Consider the following 14,334-nt stretch of genomic DNA (forward strand, 5'->3'; position numbering starts at 1 on the left):
ATTGCTAACAAGTCGTTTTGGTCACTTCACCAGACATTGAAAATCAACAAAATTGTTTGATGTTCGATGCTGTGAGTGCCCACACAGATTGCTTGATTCAAATTGTTAAAGAGCGACGCAACAGTGTTGTTGCTGCGGGAGTGGAATTCTACTCAACCGCCTTCTCGAGTCAAGCCTTATTTTCAAAGGCTTTTTCGAGGCACCGACAGGCTTGTTTGCGTTGCCGCTTGCCCTGTCGATGTGGCGCATTATAGAGAGATTGATCGCGTTGGCAAGGGTCGCAATGCAATAAAACTGCAAAAATCGGCACTTATTTAGTTATTCATAACCAACCACAGCTTTTGTACAAACTTATCCACAGAAGCCAGCATTGGGAGGGTTAAGAACATCTATTTTTCTCTGCTTTGCAGCGCAGCACATCTCACACACAGGCCATCCGTCTCGACACGACACCCTGATGCCAAGTATGGGAAGCATCATAACGATGCATATAGGCGAATAGCTTATATAAGAAGGCAGTTGAGGCAGTTGAGGCAGTTGAGGCAGTTGAGGCAGTTGAGGCAGTTGAGGCAGTTGAGGCAGTTGAGGCAGTTGAGGTAGTATCAGAATCCATTAAAAGAAAAGCCGGGACAAGCCCGGCTTTTTCTTTATCACTCAGCAGCTGCTTCAGCAGCGGCCGGGCGGTCTACCAGCTCAATATAAGCCATAGGGGCGTTGTCGCCTGCACGGAAACCGCATTTCAGAATGCGAGTATAACCGCCGGCGCGCTCCAGGTAGCGCGGGCCCAGTTCATTGAACAGCTTAGCCACGATCGCGTTATCGCGAGTACGGGCAAATGCCAGGCGACGATTAGCAACGCTATCAGTCTTGGCAAGGGTGATCAGCGGTTCAACGACACGACGCAGCTCTTTTGCCTTAGGCAGAGTCGTCTTGATGATCTCATGACGAACCAGGGAGCTGGCCATGTTGCGGAACATAGCCTGACGATGGCTGCTGTTCCGGTTCAGTTGACGACCACTCAAACGATGGCGCATGACCTTATCCTTCTAACTAAATCTGTGAAACCCGTAATCTGGATTACTCGTCAGCGATGCTGGCGGGCGGCCAATTCTCGAGGCGCATGCCAAGAGACAGACCACGGGAGGCCAACACGTCCTTGATCTCAGTCAGGGACTTCTTACCGAGGTTAGGAGTCTTAAGCAACTCAACTTCGGTACGCTGTACCAGATCACCAATATAGTGGATAGCTTCTGCCTTCAGACAGTTCGCAGAACGAACTGTCAGCTCCAAATCATCGACAGGACGCAGCAGAATCGGATCAAACTCGGGTTTCTCTTCTTTCTTCTCGGGCACGCTGACATCGCGCAGATCCACGAAGGCTTCCAGTTGTTCGGCCAGAATAGTGGCTGAACGACGGATGGCTTCTTCAGGATCCAGAGTACCATTGGTCTCCATGTCGATGACCAGCTTGTCCAAGTCGGTACGCTGTTCCACACGCGCTGCCTCAACATTGTAGGCAATACGAACGATGGGGCTGAACGCGGAGTCCAGCAGCAGGCGACCAATCGGACGCTCTTCATCATCGTTGTGAACACGAGCAGAAGCAGGCACATAACCACGACCGCGCTGAACTTTCAGGCGCATGCTGATTTCAGCATTGGCACCAGTCAGGTGGCAGATTACGTGCTCCGGGTTTACGATCTCGACTTCATCACCGTGAGTGATATCACCAGCGGTAACGGGGCCTGTTCCAGACTTGGTCAGGGACAGAGTTACCTCGTCCTTGCCTTCCAGCTTTACAGCGATACCTTTCAGGTTGAGCAGGATTTCAAGAATGTCTTCCTGTACACCTTCTTTGCTGCTGTACTCATGCAGTACCCCGTCAATTTCGACTTCAGTAACTGCACAACCGGGCATAGATGACAGCAAAATACGACGCAGGGCGTTACCCAGCGTGTGACCAAAGCCACGCTCGAGTGGCTCAAGAGTCACTTTCGCATGAGTCGGGCTAACTTGCTCGATGTCAACTAGCCGCGGTTTAAGAAAATCTGTTACAGAACCCAGCATTGTGTCCTCTCTTTAGAAGCTAGCTTTACTTGGAGTAAAGCTCGACGATCAGCTGTTCGTTAATGTCGGCAGACAGGTCGGAACGCTCTGGCAGACGCTTGAAAGCACCTTCCATTTTAGCGGCATCAACCTCTACCCAAGTCGGCTTCTCACGCTGACCAGCAACTTCCAGGGAAGCTTTGATACGCGCTTGCTTCTTAGCCTTCTCACGAACGCAGATCACGTCCTCAGGGGAAACCTGGAAAGAAGGAATGTTCACAACGCGACCGTTTACCATGATGGCTTTGTGGCTCACCAGCTGACGAGATTCAGCACGGGTAGCGCCGAAGCCCATACGGTAAACAACGTTGTCCAAACGACCTTCCAGCAGCTGCAACAGGTTTTCACCGGTGTTACCCTTTTGACGGGCAGCGTCGCGGTAGTAGTTGCGGAACTGTTTTTCCAATACGCCGTAGATACGACGAACTTTTTGTTTCTCGCGCAGCTGAACACCGTAGTCGGACAGACGCGCTTTACGCGCACCGTGCTGACCAGGGGCGGTGTCAATCTTGCACTTAGAATCAATCGCACGAACACCAGACTTCAGGAAGAGGTCGGTGCCCTCACGACGGCTAAGCTTAAGCTTAGGACCGATATATCTTGCCATCTTCTTTCTCCAACAATCCTAGACCAAGTAGCTACAGCGTTATACGCGGCGCTTCTTGGGAGGACGACAACCGTTGTGCGGGATCGGAGTCACATCAGTAATATTAGTGATGCGGAAACCAGCCGCGTTCAGAGCGCGGATGGAAGACTCACGACCGGGACCCGGACCTTTGACCATGACTTCCAGGTTCTTCACGCCGTATTCTTTGGCGATCTCACCAGCACGCTCAGCAGCTACCTGGGCAGCAAACGGAGTGGACTTACGGGAACCACGGAAACCTGAACCACCGGAGGTAGCCCATGACAGAGCATTGCCCTGACGGTCAGTAATGGTCACGATTGTGTTGTTGAAAGATGCATGAACGTGCGCAATACCGTCGCTCACTTGCTTTTTAACGCGCTTGCGAGCACGAGTCGGAGTTTTAGCCATTTTCTACCTTCCCGTTACTTCTTGATAGCCTTGCGCGGACCCTTACGGGTACGAGCGTTGGTCTTGGTACGTTGACCACGAACAGGCAGGCTACGACGGTGACGCAAACCACGGTAGCAACCCAGATCCATCAAGCGTTTGATGTTCATGGAAATCTGACGACGCAAGTCACCTTCAACGGTGAATTTACCTACTTGCTCGCGCAGACTTTCGATCTGAGCTTCGTCCAAGTCTTTAATTTTCACATTCTCAGCAATACCGGCTGCGGCACAGATGGCCTTGGAGCGGGTACGACCGACGCCATAAATCGCAGTCAACGCAATGACTGCATGCTTATGGTCAGGAATGTTAATGCCAGCGATACGGGCCACTGTTCACTCCTACGTAGCGTAGATAACGACCACCACAAAGCCCGTGAGCGGATACGTGGCGGTCAACCAATACACAACAAAAGTTGGCTGGCTATATTAGCCAGCACAACTATTTGTTGCAAGTACTAACCGTAAAAAATTAGCCTTGGCGCTGTTTATGCTTTGGCTCGCTGCAAATCACACGCACCACACCGTGACGCTTGATGATTTTGCAGTTACGGCAGATTGCCTTAACGGAAGCACGAACTTTCATTGCTTAACTCCGTAACTACGCCGACCTTTAGCGGCCGTAGCCCTTCAGGTTGGCCTTCCTCAGGACGTCGCCATATTGATGAGACATCATATGGGTTTGTACCTGAGCCATGAAGTCCATGATAACTACCACGATAATCAGCAGCGAAGTGCCACCGAAGTAGAACTGTACGTTCCAGGCAGTCATCAAGAACTGGGGTACCAGACAGATAAAGGTTATATAGAGTGCACCTGCCAATGTCAGGCGAGTCATAACCTTATCGATGTAACGTGCTGTCTGCTCGCCCGGGCGGATCCCCGGGATAAAGGCTCCACTCTTCTTCAGGTTGTCTGCTGTCTCGCGGGGGTTGAACACCAGCGCGGTATAGAAGAAACAGAAGAAGATAATGGCTGCTGCATACAACATCTCATACAAGGGCTGACCCGGCTGCAGGACCATAGAGACCTGTTGCAGGATATCAGCGATCTTGCCCTCGCCCTGACCAAACCAAGAGGTAATGGTCCCTGGGAAGAGGATGATGCTGGATGCGAAAATCGCAGGAATCACACCGGCCATATTCACTTTCAACGGCAGGTGTGTGCTTTGCGCGGCGAATACCTGGCGGCCTTGTTGACGCTTGGCGTAGTTGACGACGATACGACGCTGACCACGTTCCACGAACACCACAAAGTAAGTCACTGCGAAAACAATCAAGCCCAGCAACAACAACAGCAGGATGTGCAATTCCCCTTGACGTGCCTGTTCGGCCGTAGCACCAATGGCATGCGGCAAACCAGCAACGATACCCGTGAAAATAATCAACGAGATACCATTACCGATCCCACGCTCGGTAATCTGCTCACCCAACCACATCAAAAACATGGTACCGGTGACCAGACTCACAACGGCCGTGAAATAGAAGCCCAAACCCGGATGAGTCACGAGTCCCTGCATCATATTCGGCAGACCGGTTGCAATACCAATGGCCTGGAAAGTTCCCAAAACCAGCGTGCCCCAACGGGTATATTGGCTAATCTTGCGACGGCCGGATTCACCTTCTTTCTTGAGTTCAGCAAGAGCGGGGTGAACCACAGTCAGCAGCTGGATAATGATCGACGCCGAAATGTACGGCATGATCCCCAGCGCAAGAATAGAAGCACGCGAGAGTGCACCACCACTGAACATGTTGAACATCTCAATGATGGTGCCCTTCTGTTGTTGGAACAACTCGGCCAGTACGGCGGCGTCAATACCAGGAATCGGCACATAAGAGCCTGCACGGAAAACGATAATCGCCCCGAGAACGAAGAGCAGACGGCTCTTCAGTTCACTCAGACCACCCTGTGCTTTAACATCCAATCCTGGTTTCTTAGCCATTGTACTGATTATTCCTCGATTTTACCGCCAGCGGCCTCGATGGCTGCACGTGCACCTTTGGTGACGGACACACCACGAACGGTCACAGCACGGTCAATGTTGCCAGACAGAACAACTTTAGCGAAAACGATGTTCTTAGTAACAACACCGGCTTGCTTCAGAGTGCTCAGATCGACCACATCACCTTCTACCATGGCGATTTCGTTCAGACGCACTTCGGCAGAAACCAAAGATTTGCGAGAGAAGAAACCGAACTTCGGCAGACGGATTTTCAAAGGCATCTGGCCGCCTTCGAAACCAGCGCGGACTTTACCGCCACCGGAACGAGAGGTTTGACCTTTCACACCACGACCACCAGTCTTGCCCAGGCCGGAGCCGATACCACGACCACGACGTTGTTTTTCAGGCTTGGAACCAGCGGCCGGAGACAGAGTATTCAGACGCATGCTTAGCCCTCCACCTTAACCATGTAATAAACCTGGTTGATCATACCGCGTACGCAGGGAGTATCTTCCAGCTCAACGGTGTGACCAATGCGACGCAGACCCAGACCACGCAGAGTCGCCTTGTGCTTTGGCAGACGGCCGATAGAGCTGCGAGTTTGAGTTACTTTTACAGTGTTAGCCATGTCGCATTACCCCAGAATTTCTTCAACGCGCAGACCACGCTTGGCAGCGATCTGGGCCGGGGATTGACCCTGTACCAGAGCGTCGACAGTTGCGCGAACAACGTTGATTGGGTTGGTGGAACCGTAGGTCTTGGCCAGCACGTTGTGGATACCAGCAACTTCCAGAACAGCACGCATGGCGCCGCCTGCAATGATACCAGTACCTTGTGAGGCCGGCTTCATGAACACGGTGGAACCGGAGTGAACACCGCGCACCGGGTGGTGCAGAGTGCCATTGTTCAGTTCTACCTTGCTCAGGTTACGTTTAGCCTGTTCCATCGCTTTTTGAATAGCGGCCGGAACTTCACGGGCCTTACCGTAACCGTAACCTACACGGCCGTTACCATCACCCACCACGGTCAACGCGGTGAAGGACATGATACGACCACCTTTAACAGTTTTCGAAACACGGTTTACTGCAATCAGCTTTTCTTGCAGTTCGCCGGCTTGAGATTCGACTTTAGCCATCTTCGACTCCTAGCTTAGAACTGAAGACCAGCGTCACGAGCAGCGGTAGCCAGAGCGGCTACACGACCGTGATACTTGAAACCGGAACGATCGAAAGATACGTTCTGAACGCCTTTGGCAATAGCACGCTCAGCGATTGCTTTACCTACTGCGGTAGCTGCATCAGCATTACCGGAGTATTTAAGCGCTTCACTGATGGCTTTCTCTACTGTAGAAGCAGAGGCCAGAACTTCGGAACCGTTGGCTGCGATAACCTGCGCGTAGATATGACGCGGGGTACGGTGAACAACCAGACGGGTAGCTCCCAGTTCCTGCATCTTCTTCCGAGCACGAGTAGCACGACGGAGACGAGCTGCTTTCTTGTCCATAGTGTTACCTTACTTCTTCTTAGCTTCTTTAGTACGCACTTGCTCGTTGGCATAGCGTACACCCTTGCCCTTGTAGGGCTCCGGAGCGCGGTAAGAACGGATATCGGCGGCGACTTGGCCAACCAGCTGCTTGTCCACACCACGCAGAACGATCTCTGTAGCGGTCGGGCATTCAGCGGTGACACCAGCCGGCAGCGCATGCTCTACCGGGTGAGAGAAGCCCAGGGCCAGCGCGACAGCATTGCCCTTGATGGAGGCTTTGTAACCTACACCAACCAGCTGCAGCTTACGCTCGAAGCCTTGGGTAACACCGATTACCATGTTGTTAGCCAATGCACGTGCAGTACCGGCCTGAGCGTCAGCACCAGCGATGCCGTCGCGCGGGGCGAACTTCAGTACATTGTCTTCTTTGGTCACTTCTACACCGGCGTGGATGGAACGAACCAGAGAACCTTTACCACCTTTGATGGACAGTTCCTGACCGTTCAGAGTCACCTCTACGCCAGCAGGAATAGTGACGGGTGCCTTAGCAACGCGAGACATTTCCGACCTCCTATTAAGCGACGTAGCAGATGATCTCACCGCCCATGCTTGCCTTGCGGGCAGCACGGTCGGTCATCACACCTTTAGACGTGGACACGATAGCAACACCGAGACCGCCCATAACTTTCGGCAGATCAGTAGTGCGCTTGTAAATACGCAGGCCGGGACGGCTCACGCGTTGGATCAGTTCTACAACCGGCTTGCCCTGGAAATATTTCAGTTCAATTTCCAGTTCAGGCTTCACATCACCCGCTACGGAGTAGCCAGCGATGTAACCTTCTTCTTTCAGCACTTTGGCAATTGCCACTTTCAGCTTGGAAGAAGGCATGGAAACCGCAACTTTGCTCGCCGCCTGACCGTTACGGATGCGGGTCAGCATATCCGCGATCGGATCTTGCATGCTCATAGTCTAACTCCCGAGATTCTTACCAAGAGGCCTTTTTGAGGCCTGGAATTTCGCCCTTCATGGCATGCTCACGCACCTTGATGCGGGACAGGCCAAACTTGCGCAGGAAACCGTGCGGACGACCAGTAATATTGCAACGGTTACGCTGGCGGGACGGACTGGAATCACGGGGCAGCTGTTGCAGTTGCAAGACAGCATCCCAACGCGCTTCTTCAGAAGCGTTCATATCAACGATGATAGCTTTCAGCTCGGTTCGCTTGGTCGCGAACTTGGCTACCAGCTTCGCACGCTTTGCTTCACGTGCTTTCATGGATGTTTTAGCCATAACCCTAACCTTACTTGCGGAATGGGAAGTTAAAGGCAGCCAGCAGAGCACGGCCTTCTTCATCGGTATTCGCGGAAGTGGTGATGGTGATATCCAGACCACGAACGCGATCGACTTTGTCATAGTCGATTTCCGGGAAGATGATTTGCTCACGCACGCCCATGGAGTAGTTACCACGACCGTCGAACGCTTTAGCGTTCAGGCCACGGAAGTCACGGATACGCGGTACGGAGATGCAAATCAGCCGTTCCAGGAACTCCCACATACGCTCGCCACGCAGGGTTACTTTACAACCTATCGGGTAGCCTTCACGAATCTTGAAGCCCGCAACAGATTTGCGAGCTTTGGTGATCAGCGGCTTCTGACCGGAAATGGCAGCCATATCGGCAGCGGCATTTTCCAACAGCTTTTTGTCAGAGATAGCTTCACCAACACCCATGTTCAGGGTGATTTTCTCGATCCGAGGGACTTGCATGATAGTCTTGTAACCGAACTGTTTGGCCAGTTCATTTACTACATCGGATTTGTAGTAATCATGCAGTTTCGCCATCGTTAAACTCCAATTACTTCACAAGTTCGCCGGTGGATTTGAAGAAACGAACTTTTTTGCCGTCTTCAATCCGGAAACCAACGCGATCAGCCTTGCCAGCGGCAGAGTTGAACAGCGCTACGTTAGAAACGTCCATTGGGGCTTCTTTGCTGATGATACCGCCAGCCTGACCCAGTGCGGGTACCGGCTTTTGGTGTTTCTTCACCAGGTTGATGCCTTCAACGTATACCTTACCTTCGCTTACCAGGACTTGAGTGACTTTGCCACGCTTGCCCTTGTCTTTGCCGGTAAGAACAATCACTTCGTCTTCGCGACGGATTTTAGCTGCCATCGTTCGACTCCTTACAGTACTTCGGGTGCCAGGGACACAATCTTCATGAACTTCTCATTACGGAGTTCACGGGTCACCGGGCCAAAAATACGAGTACCGATTGGCTGTTGGTTGTTGTTAAGCAACACAGCCGCATTGTTGTCGAAACGGATGACTGAGCCGTCCGGACGACGAACGCCTTTACGGGTGCGTACGACCACCGCGTTATACACATCACCTTTCTTCACTTTACCGCGAGGAATGGCTTCCTTAATGGAAACTTTGATGATGTCGCCGATGCCGGCGTAACGGCGGTGCGAGCCACCCAGAACCTTAATACACATTACACTGCGAGCGCCGGAGTTGTCGGCTACGCCCAGCATACTTTGCATCTGGATCATTTTAGTGCTCCGCTTTGTTTACTTCTTATCCCTCTCGGGATCTGGCTGCCTTCAAAAGGCGCGAAACTATAACACAGGATTTTTAGAAAAGGTAGCCTAAAAAACAAACGGCCCCGCTAAGGGGCCGTTTGGGCTAAAAAGTACCGATTAGGCCTTTTCTAAGATCGCAACCAGGGTCCAGGACTTGGTCTTGGACAGCGGGCGGCACTCGCGGATTTCCACGAGATCGCCAGCTTTACACTCGTTGTTCTCATCATGTACGTGCAGCTTGGTAGTGCGCTTGATGATCTTACCGTAGATCGGGTGCTTTACCTTGCGCTCGATAGCAACAGTGATGGATTTCTCCATCTTGTCGCTAATTACACGACCTTGCAGAGTACGGATCTTGTCAGTCATTACGCACCTGCCTTCTCAGTCAGTACAGTCTTGATACGTGCGACGTCACGACGCACTTGTTTCAGAGTGTGAGTCTGAGCCAGCTGGCCGGTGGACGCTTGCATGCGCATGTTGAATTGCTCACGCAGCAGGCCCAGCAGCTCCTGGTTCAGTTCATCGACGCTCTTTTGACGCAGATCTTGGGCTTTCATCACATCACCGTCTTAATTACGAAAGTGGTCTGAACAGACAGCTTAGCTGCGGCCAGGGCAAACGCTTCACGCGCCAGAGCCTCAGGTACACCGTCCATCTCGTACAGAACCTTGCCAGGCTGGATCGGGCAAACCCAATATTCCACGTTACCCTTACCTTTACCCATACGAACTTCGAGGGGCTTTTCGGTGATGGGCTTGTCCGGGAATACACGGATCCAGATCTTACCTTGACGCTTAACGTGACGGGTCATGGCACGACGGGCTGCTTCGATTTGACGAGCAGTCAGTTGGCCACGAGATGTCGCCTTCAGGCCAAAGGTACCGAAGGATACTTCGTTACCAGAGGTGGCCAGACCGCGGTTACGACCCTTATGGGTCTTGCGGAATTTAGTACGCTTAGGTTGCAACATTTACCGATCTCCTTACTTAGCAGCGCGGCGCTTGTTGTCACGCTTGGGCTTTGCAGGAGCTTGCTCTTGAGCAGCGGCAGCATTGACTGCAGCCAGACCGCCCAGAACTTCGCCCTTGAAGATCCAAACTTTGACGCCGATCACACCGTAAGTGGTGTGGGCTTCAGAAGTTGCGTAGTCGATGTCGGCACGCAGGGTGTGCAAAGGCACACGACCTTCACGGTACCATTCGGTACGCGCGATTTCAGCGCCGCCCAGACGACCGGACACTTCCACTTTGATGCCCTTGGCACCCAGGCGCATGGCGTTTTGTACGGCGCGCTTCATAGCACGACGGAACATAACGCGACGTTCCAGCTGGGAAGTGATGCTGTCGGCAACGAGTTTGCCATCCAGCTCCGGCTTGCGGACTTCGGAAATGTTGATCTGAGCAGGCACGCCAGCAATTACGGCGACGGCTTTGCGCAGTTTCTCAACGTCTTCGCCTTTCTTGCCGATCACGACACCCGGACGAGCGGTGTGAATGGTCACACGGATGCTCTTGGCCGGACGCTCGATGGTGATCTTGGACAAGGAAGCGTTTTTCAGCTCCTTGGTCAGGAACTGGCGTACTTGAAAATCGCTGTACAGGTTGTCAGCGAAGTCTTTGGTGTTCGCGAACCAGGTAGAATTCCAAGGCTTGGTAATACCCAGGCGAATGCCATTAGGATGTACTTTCTGACCCATTGCTTATCTCCCAGCCTTAGCGTCGGATACCACTACAGTGATGTGAGCGGTACGCTTGAGGATACGATCCGCACGACCTTTGGCACGCGGACGGATGCGCTTCATGGAGGGACCTTCGTCGACCATGATAGTAGCAACACGCAGGGCGTCGATGTCGGCGCCTTCGTTGTGCTCAGCGTTTGCAATGGCAGATTCCAGCACTTTCTTAACCAGCACAGCAGCCTTTTTCGGGCTGAAGGTCAGGAGATTCAGAGCCTTGTCTACGGACAGACCACGTACTTGATCGGCTACCAGACGAGCTTTCTGGGCAGAAGTACGGGCATAACGGTGTTTAGCGATAGCTTCCATCATTTATCCCTTAGCGCTTCTTAGCCTTCTTATCAGCAGCATGGCCGCGATAAGTACGAGTCGGTGCGAATTCACCCAGTTTGTGACCGATCATTTCTTCGGTAACGAAAACCGGAACGTGCTGACGACCATTATGGACAGCGATGGTCAAACCGATCATGTTCGGGATGATCATTGAACGACGGGACCAGGTCTTAACCGGCTTTTTATCCCCGCTTTCCACCGCTTTCTCTACCTTCTTCAGCAAGTGCAGGTCAATAAATGGACCCTTCTTGAGAGAACGTGGCATGGTGATTCCTCTATGTTAACAATTACTTGTTACGACGACGTACGATGTACTTGTCGGTACGCTTGTTCTTACGGGTCTTGAAGCCTTTAGCCTTCTGGCCCCATGGGGACACAGGCTGCATGCCCTTGTTACGACCCTCACCACCACCGTGCGGGTGGTCGACCGGGTTCATCGCCATACCGCGAACGGTCGGACGAATACCACGCCAGCGGTTGGCACCGGCTTTACCCAGTTGACGCAACATGTGCTCGGAGTTACCGACTTCACCTATGGTGGCACGGCACTCGGCCAGAACTTTACGTACTTCGCCGGAACGCAGACGCAGAGTTACATAGTTACCTTCACGAGCCAGGATCTGGATGAAAGTACCAGCGGAACGAGCCAGCTGGGCACCTTTACCAGGTTTCATCTCAACGGCGTGAACAGTCGAACCGACCGGGATGTTGCGCATCGGCAGGGTGTTACCTACCTTGATTGCGGCATCAGCACCAGAAGCGATAGCGTCACCAGCTTTCAGGCCTTTCGGAGCCAGGATGTAACGACGCTCACCGTCTGCATACAACACCAGAGCGATGTTAGCGGTACGGTTAGGATCGTATTCCAGGCGCTCTACTTTGGCCGGGATACCGTCTTTGTCGCGCTTGAAGTCGACGATACGGTAATGCTGCTTGTGACCACCACCGATATGACGGGTAGTGATACGACCGTTGTTGTTACGACCACCGGACTTGCTCTTGCTGTCCAGCAGAGCGGCAAAGGGCTTACCCTTGTACAGCTCTTGATTGACGATCTTAACGACGTGGCGGCGGCCCGGAGAAGTAGGCTTGCACTTAACGATTGCCATTTTTCAGAACTCCTCTTACTCGGCTGCGCCCATGAAGTCGATGTCCTGACCAGCTTTCAGGGTCACATAAGCCTTTTTCCAATCGGAACGACGGCCTACGCGTGCACCTGCGCGCTTGGTTTTACCCTTCATGTTCAGGGTACGGACGGTCTCAACTTCGACCTCGAACAGTTTCGCAACTGCAGCTTTGACTTCCGCCTTGGTGGCGTCGACAGCAATTTTGAACACGATAGTGTTCTGCTTCTCGGCGACCATGGTGCTCTTTTCAGAGATATGCGGAGCCTTCAGAACTTTCAACAGACGCTCTTCGCGGATCATGCCAGCATCTCCTCGATTTGCTTAACTGCATCAGCAGTCATCAGAACCTTGTCGAAAGCGATCAGGCTGACCGGGTCGATACCGGCAACGTCACGCACGTCAACTTTGTACAGGTTGCGAGCAGCCAGGAACAGGTTCTCATCGACTTCAGCTGTCACGATCAGAACGTCAGTCAGTTCCATCTCTTTCAGCTTGGCGATCAGTTCTTTGGTCTTCGGCGCTTCGATGCCGAATTTCTCGACAACGATCAGGCGCTCTTGACGTACCAGCTCGGACAGGATGCTACGGATAGCGCCGCGGTACATCTTCTTGTTTACTTTTTGGCTGTGATCTTGCGGCTTAGCAGCAAAAGTCACACCACCGGAACGCCAAATGGGCGAACGGATGGAGCCAGCACGGGCACGACCAGTACCCTTCTGACGCCACGGCTTTTTGCCGCCACCAGACACTTCAGAGCGAGTCAGCTGCGCGCGAGTACCCTGACGGGCACCTGCGGCATATGCAACGACGACCTGGTGAACCAGAGCTTCGTTGAATTCGCGCCCGAAGGTAGTCTCGGAAACTTCAAGAGCGCTCTTGGCGTCTTTCATTACCAATTCCATTACTATCTCCTCAGACGTTACGCTTTGACGGCAGGTTTGACGATCACGTTGCCGTTGGTTGCACCTGGGACTGCACCTTTGATGAGCAGCAGGTTACGTTCAGCGTCAACACGAACCAGTTCCAGGTTCTGAGTCGTTACACGCTCAGCACCCATGTGACCAGCCATCTTTTTGCCCTTGAATACACGACCCGGAGTCTGGTTCTGACCGATAGAACCCGGAGCGCGGTGAGACAAGGAGTTACCGTGGGTCATATCCTGGGTACGGAAGTTGTGGCGCTTTACAGTGCCCGCAAAACCTTTACCTTTGGATGTGCCGGTAACGTCTACCATCTTAACGTCAGCGAGAAGATCTACTTTCAGCTCGCTACCAACAGTGAAAGTTTCACCGTTGTTCAAGCGGAATTCCCACAGACCGCGGCCGGCTTCTACACCAGCTTTGGCGAAGTGGCCAGCTTCCGGCTTGGTCACACGGCTGGCTTTTTTGGCGCCAGTGGTAACCTGAATAGCGTTGTAGCCGTCGGTTTCTACAGATTTGACCTGAGTTACACGGTTAGCTTCAACTTCGATAACAGTCACCGGGATAGAAACGCCATCTTCAGTGAAGATGCGAGTCATACCCACTTTGCGACCTACAAGACCGATTGTCATTGTTATCAACCTCTTTCCGTAATTAACCCAGGCTGATCTGGACGTCTACACCAGCTGCCAGATCCAGACGCATCAGAGCGTCAACGGTCTTGTCAGTCGGTTCAACGATGTCTACCAGACGCTTGTGAGTGCGGATCTCGTACTGATCACGCGCATCTTTGTTGACGTGCGGGGAGATCAGGACGGTGAAGCGCTCTTTGCGAGTCGGCAGCGGGATAGGACCGCGAACCTGCGCGCCGGTGCGCTTTGCAGTTTCAACGATTTCCGCTGTGGATTGATCAATCAGGCGATGATCAAAAGCCTTCAGGCGAATACGGATTCTTTGGTTCTGCATTGACAGAGCTCCAATAGATAAAAGAACATAAACCAACACCGCCCGACCGGGAGTGATCCCGCC

The 14,334-nt window shown here is 52.7% G+C and carries 28 protein-coding genes; all 28 read right to left on the bottom strand.

The window, feature by feature from the left end; genetic code table 11:
- Positions 1-650 precede the first annotated feature (650 nt).
- The 28 genes from rplQ to rpsJ all read right to left on the bottom strand — a co-directional run bounded on the left by rplQ (position 651) and on the right by rpsJ (position 14,271).
- Positions 651-1,034, bottom strand: coding sequence for a 50S ribosomal protein L17 (gene rplQ / locus AACW87_RS00820; protein WP_005307999.1), 384 nt, complete (start codon positions 1,032-1,034; stop codon positions 651-653).
- Between the two features lie 43 nt (positions 1,035-1,077).
- Positions 1,078-2,067, bottom strand: coding sequence for a DNA-directed RNA polymerase subunit alpha (locus AACW87_RS00825; protein ID WP_005307997.1), 990 nt, complete (start codon positions 2,065-2,067; stop codon positions 1,078-1,080).
- Between the two features lie 25 nt (positions 2,068-2,092).
- Complete coding sequence (gene rpsD / locus AACW87_RS00830; RefSeq protein ID WP_005340600.1) at positions 2,093-2,713, bottom strand: 30S ribosomal protein S4; 621 nt, start codon at positions 2,711-2,713, stop codon at positions 2,093-2,095.
- Positions 2,714-2,752: 39 nt separating this feature from the next.
- Positions 2,753-3,142, bottom strand: a complete 390-nt coding sequence (gene rpsK, locus AACW87_RS00835) for a 30S ribosomal protein S11 (RefSeq protein WP_005319702.1) — start codon at positions 3,140-3,142, stop codon at positions 2,753-2,755.
- A 14-nt stretch (positions 3,143-3,156) separates the two neighbouring features.
- Positions 3,157-3,513 (bottom strand): 30S ribosomal protein S13, encoded by a 357-nt coding sequence (gene rpsM, locus AACW87_RS00840; RefSeq protein ID WP_005307991.1) that lies wholly within the window; start codon positions 3,511-3,513, stop codon positions 3,157-3,159.
- Between the two features lie 139 nt (positions 3,514-3,652).
- Complete coding sequence (gene rpmJ / locus AACW87_RS00845; protein WP_005319705.1) at positions 3,653-3,766, bottom strand: 50S ribosomal protein L36; 114 nt, start codon at positions 3,764-3,766, stop codon at positions 3,653-3,655.
- Between the two features lie 27 nt (positions 3,767-3,793).
- Positions 3,794-5,122 (bottom strand): preprotein translocase subunit SecY, encoded by a 1,329-nt coding sequence (gene secY / locus AACW87_RS00850; RefSeq protein ID WP_010672567.1) that lies wholly within the window; start codon positions 5,120-5,122, stop codon positions 3,794-3,796.
- Positions 5,123-5,130: 8 nt separating this feature from the next.
- Positions 5,131-5,568 (bottom strand): 50S ribosomal protein L15, encoded by a 438-nt coding sequence (gene rplO, locus AACW87_RS00855; RefSeq protein ID WP_005319708.1) that lies wholly within the window; start codon positions 5,566-5,568, stop codon positions 5,131-5,133.
- Positions 5,569-5,570: 2 nt separating this feature from the next.
- Complete coding sequence (gene rpmD / locus AACW87_RS00860; RefSeq protein WP_005307985.1) at positions 5,571-5,750, bottom strand: 50S ribosomal protein L30; 180 nt, start codon at positions 5,748-5,750, stop codon at positions 5,571-5,573.
- Between the two features lie 6 nt (positions 5,751-5,756).
- Positions 5,757-6,257: a 30S ribosomal protein S5 gene (gene rpsE / locus AACW87_RS00865; RefSeq protein WP_042010196.1), complete on the bottom strand. Its 501-nt coding sequence runs from the start codon at positions 6,255-6,257 to the stop codon at positions 5,757-5,759.
- A 14-nt stretch (positions 6,258-6,271) separates the two neighbouring features.
- Positions 6,272-6,625, bottom strand: a complete 354-nt coding sequence (rplR, locus tag AACW87_RS00870) for a 50S ribosomal protein L18 (protein ID WP_005319717.1) — start codon at positions 6,623-6,625, stop codon at positions 6,272-6,274.
- Positions 6,626-6,634: 9 nt separating this feature from the next.
- Positions 6,635-7,168, bottom strand: coding sequence for a 50S ribosomal protein L6 (gene rplF, locus AACW87_RS00875; RefSeq protein WP_005319720.1), 534 nt, complete (start codon positions 7,166-7,168; stop codon positions 6,635-6,637).
- A 13-nt stretch (positions 7,169-7,181) separates the two neighbouring features.
- Complete coding sequence (gene rpsH / locus AACW87_RS00880; RefSeq protein WP_005307980.1) at positions 7,182-7,574, bottom strand: 30S ribosomal protein S8; 393 nt, start codon at positions 7,572-7,574, stop codon at positions 7,182-7,184.
- Between the two features lie 19 nt (positions 7,575-7,593).
- Positions 7,594-7,899 carry a 30S ribosomal protein S14 gene (gene rpsN, locus AACW87_RS00885; protein WP_005319722.1) on the bottom strand — a complete coding sequence of 102 codons (306 nt, stop codon included), beginning with the start codon at positions 7,897-7,899 and terminating at the stop codon, positions 7,594-7,596.
- Positions 7,900-7,909: 10 nt separating this feature from the next.
- Positions 7,910-8,449, bottom strand: a complete 540-nt coding sequence (rplE, locus tag AACW87_RS00890; protein WP_005319725.1) for a 50S ribosomal protein L5 — start codon at positions 8,447-8,449, stop codon at positions 7,910-7,912.
- A 13-nt stretch (positions 8,450-8,462) separates the two neighbouring features.
- Entirely contained in the window at positions 8,463-8,780 is a 318-nt protein-coding gene (gene rplX, locus AACW87_RS00895; protein ID WP_042033862.1) for a 50S ribosomal protein L24, read from the bottom strand.
- Positions 8,781-8,791: 11 nt separating this feature from the next.
- Positions 8,792-9,160, bottom strand: a complete 369-nt coding sequence (gene rplN, locus AACW87_RS00900; protein WP_005307975.1) for a 50S ribosomal protein L14 — start codon at positions 9,158-9,160, stop codon at positions 8,792-8,794.
- Positions 9,161-9,307: 147 nt separating this feature from the next.
- The gene (rpsQ, locus tag AACW87_RS00905) at positions 9,308-9,556 is read right to left on the bottom strand and encodes a 30S ribosomal protein S17 (protein ID WP_005319730.1); all 249 of its coding nucleotides are present in this window, start codon (positions 9,554-9,556) and stop codon (positions 9,308-9,310) included.
- On the bottom strand, positions 9,556-9,747 hold the full coding sequence (gene rpmC / locus AACW87_RS00910) for a 50S ribosomal protein L29 (protein ID WP_005319733.1): 192 nt from the start codon (positions 9,745-9,747) through the stop codon (positions 9,556-9,558). The genes rpsQ and rpmC overlap by 1 nt, the downstream gene beginning before the upstream one ends.
- Positions 9,747-10,160 carry a 50S ribosomal protein L16 gene (gene rplP, locus AACW87_RS00915; protein ID WP_005340612.1) on the bottom strand — a complete coding sequence of 138 codons (414 nt, stop codon included), beginning with the start codon at positions 10,158-10,160 and terminating at the stop codon, positions 9,747-9,749. Before rplP ends, rpmC begins: the two co-directional genes overlap by 1 nt.
- Positions 10,161-10,172: 12 nt before the next feature.
- Positions 10,173-10,886, bottom strand: a complete 714-nt coding sequence (gene rpsC / locus AACW87_RS00920; RefSeq protein WP_033130008.1) for a 30S ribosomal protein S3 — start codon at positions 10,884-10,886, stop codon at positions 10,173-10,175.
- A 3-nt stretch (positions 10,887-10,889) separates the two neighbouring features.
- Positions 10,890-11,234 (bottom strand): 50S ribosomal protein L22, encoded by a 345-nt coding sequence (gene rplV / locus AACW87_RS00925; protein WP_033130007.1) that lies wholly within the window; start codon positions 11,232-11,234, stop codon positions 10,890-10,892.
- A 10-nt stretch (positions 11,235-11,244) separates the two neighbouring features.
- Positions 11,245-11,523 (bottom strand): 30S ribosomal protein S19, encoded by a 279-nt coding sequence (rpsS, locus tag AACW87_RS00930; RefSeq protein WP_005307960.1) that lies wholly within the window; start codon positions 11,521-11,523, stop codon positions 11,245-11,247.
- 22 nt (positions 11,524-11,545) lie between these two features.
- A complete protein-coding gene (gene rplB, locus AACW87_RS00935; RefSeq protein ID WP_005319743.1) occupies positions 11,546-12,367 on the bottom strand; it encodes a 50S ribosomal protein L2 in 822 nt (273 codons plus the stop codon).
- A gap of 15 nt (positions 12,368-12,382) precedes the next feature.
- Positions 12,383-12,685, bottom strand: a complete 303-nt coding sequence (gene rplW / locus AACW87_RS00940) for a 50S ribosomal protein L23 (protein ID WP_042019359.1) — start codon at positions 12,683-12,685, stop codon at positions 12,383-12,385.
- Positions 12,682-13,287 (bottom strand): 50S ribosomal protein L4, encoded by a 606-nt coding sequence (gene rplD / locus AACW87_RS00945; protein WP_005340616.1) that lies wholly within the window; start codon positions 13,285-13,287, stop codon positions 12,682-12,684. Before rplD ends, rplW begins: the two co-directional genes overlap by 4 nt.
- Before the next feature lie 17 nt (positions 13,288-13,304).
- Positions 13,305-13,937: a 50S ribosomal protein L3 gene (gene rplC, locus AACW87_RS00950; protein WP_005319753.1), complete on the bottom strand. Its 633-nt coding sequence runs from the start codon at positions 13,935-13,937 to the stop codon at positions 13,305-13,307.
- A gap of 22 nt (positions 13,938-13,959) precedes the next feature.
- Entirely contained in the window at positions 13,960-14,271 is a 312-nt protein-coding gene (gene rpsJ, locus AACW87_RS00955) for a 30S ribosomal protein S10 (RefSeq protein ID WP_005307944.1), read from the bottom strand.
- Positions 14,272-14,334 lie beyond the last annotated feature (63 nt).

This window comes from Aeromonas sp. MR7, from assembly GCF_963899385.1.
Classification (GTDB): Bacteria; Pseudomonadota; Gammaproteobacteria; order Enterobacterales; family Aeromonadaceae; genus Aeromonas; species Aeromonas bestiarum.

Bases quoted from the DNA above. Each gene is read 5' to 3' on its own strand.
- rplV (WP_033130007.1), bottom strand. From the start codon at position 11,234: ATGGAAGCTATCGCTAAACACCGTTATGCCCGTACTTCTGCCCAGAAA.
- rplB (WP_005319743.1), bottom strand. From the start codon at position 12,367: ATGGCAATCGTTAAGTGCAAGCCTACTTCTCCGGGCCGCCGCCACGTC.
- rpmD (WP_005307985.1), bottom strand. From the start codon at position 5,750: ATGGCTAACACTGTAAAAGTAACTCAAACTCGCAGCTCTATCGGCCGT.
- rplX (WP_042033862.1), bottom strand. From the start codon at position 8,780: ATGGCAGCTAAAATCCGTCGCGAAGACGAAGTGATTGTTCTTACCGGC.
- rplF (WP_005319720.1), bottom strand. From the start codon at position 7,168: ATGTCTCGCGTTGCTAAGGCACCCGTCACTATTCCTGCTGGCGTAGAG.
- rpsJ (WP_005307944.1), bottom strand. From the start codon at position 14,271: ATGCAGAACCAAAGAATCCGTATTCGCCTGAAGGCTTTTGATCATCGC.
- rpsC (WP_033130008.1), bottom strand. From the start codon at position 10,886: ATGGGTCAGAAAGTACATCCTAATGGCATTCGCCTGGGTATTACCAAG.
- rplD (WP_005340616.1), bottom strand. From the start codon at position 13,287: ATGGAATTGGTAATGAAAGACGCCAAGAGCGCTCTTGAAGTTTCCGAG.
- rplC (WP_005319753.1), bottom strand. From the start codon at position 13,937: ATGACAATCGGTCTTGTAGGTCGCAAAGTGGGTATGACTCGCATCTTC.
- rpsQ (WP_005319730.1), bottom strand. From the start codon at position 9,556: ATGACTGACAAGATCCGTACTCTGCAAGGTCGTGTAATTAGCGACAAG.
- secY (WP_010672567.1), bottom strand. From the start codon at position 5,122: ATGGCTAAGAAACCAGGATTGGATGTTAAAGCACAGGGTGGTCTGAGT.
- AACW87_RS00825 (WP_005307997.1), bottom strand. From the start codon at position 2,067: ATGCTGGGTTCTGTAACAGATTTTCTTAAACCGCGGCTAGTTGACATC.
- rpsS (WP_005307960.1), bottom strand. From the start codon at position 11,523: ATGCCACGTTCTCTCAAGAAGGGTCCATTTATTGACCTGCACTTGCTG.
- rplE (WP_005319725.1), bottom strand. From the start codon at position 8,449: ATGGCGAAACTGCATGATTACTACAAATCCGATGTAGTAAATGAACTG.
- rpmJ (WP_005319705.1), bottom strand. From the start codon at position 3,766: ATGAAAGTTCGTGCTTCCGTTAAGGCAATCTGCCGTAACTGCAAAATC.
- rpsD (WP_005340600.1), bottom strand. From the start codon at position 2,713: ATGGCAAGATATATCGGTCCTAAGCTTAAGCTTAGCCGTCGTGAGGGC.
- rplW (WP_042019359.1), bottom strand. From the start codon at position 12,685: ATGATCCGCGAAGAGCGTCTGTTGAAAGTTCTGAAGGCTCCGCATATC.
- rpsH (WP_005307980.1), bottom strand. From the start codon at position 7,574: ATGAGCATGCAAGATCCGATCGCGGATATGCTGACCCGCATCCGTAAC.
- rplN (WP_005307975.1), bottom strand. From the start codon at position 9,160: ATGATCCAGATGCAAAGTATGCTGGGCGTAGCCGACAACTCCGGCGCT.
- rplP (WP_005340612.1), bottom strand. From the start codon at position 10,160: ATGTTGCAACCTAAGCGTACTAAATTCCGCAAGACCCATAAGGGTCGT.
- rplO (WP_005319708.1), bottom strand. From the start codon at position 5,568: ATGCGTCTGAATACTCTGTCTCCGGCCGCTGGTTCCAAGCCTGAAAAA.
- rplQ (WP_005307999.1), bottom strand. From the start codon at position 1,034: ATGCGCCATCGTTTGAGTGGTCGTCAACTGAACCGGAACAGCAGCCAT.
- rpsN (WP_005319722.1), bottom strand. From the start codon at position 7,899: ATGGCTAAAACATCCATGAAAGCACGTGAAGCAAAGCGTGCGAAGCTG.
- rpsE (WP_042010196.1), bottom strand. From the start codon at position 6,257: ATGGCTAAAGTCGAATCTCAAGCCGGCGAACTGCAAGAAAAGCTGATT.
- rplR (WP_005319717.1), bottom strand. From the start codon at position 6,625: ATGGACAAGAAAGCAGCTCGTCTCCGTCGTGCTACTCGTGCTCGGAAG.
- rpsK (WP_005319702.1), bottom strand. From the start codon at position 3,142: ATGGCTAAAACTCCGACTCGTGCTCGCAAGCGCGTTAAAAAGCAAGTG.
- rpmC (WP_005319733.1), bottom strand. From the start codon at position 9,747: ATGAAAGCCCAAGATCTGCGTCAAAAGAGCGTCGATGAACTGAACCAG.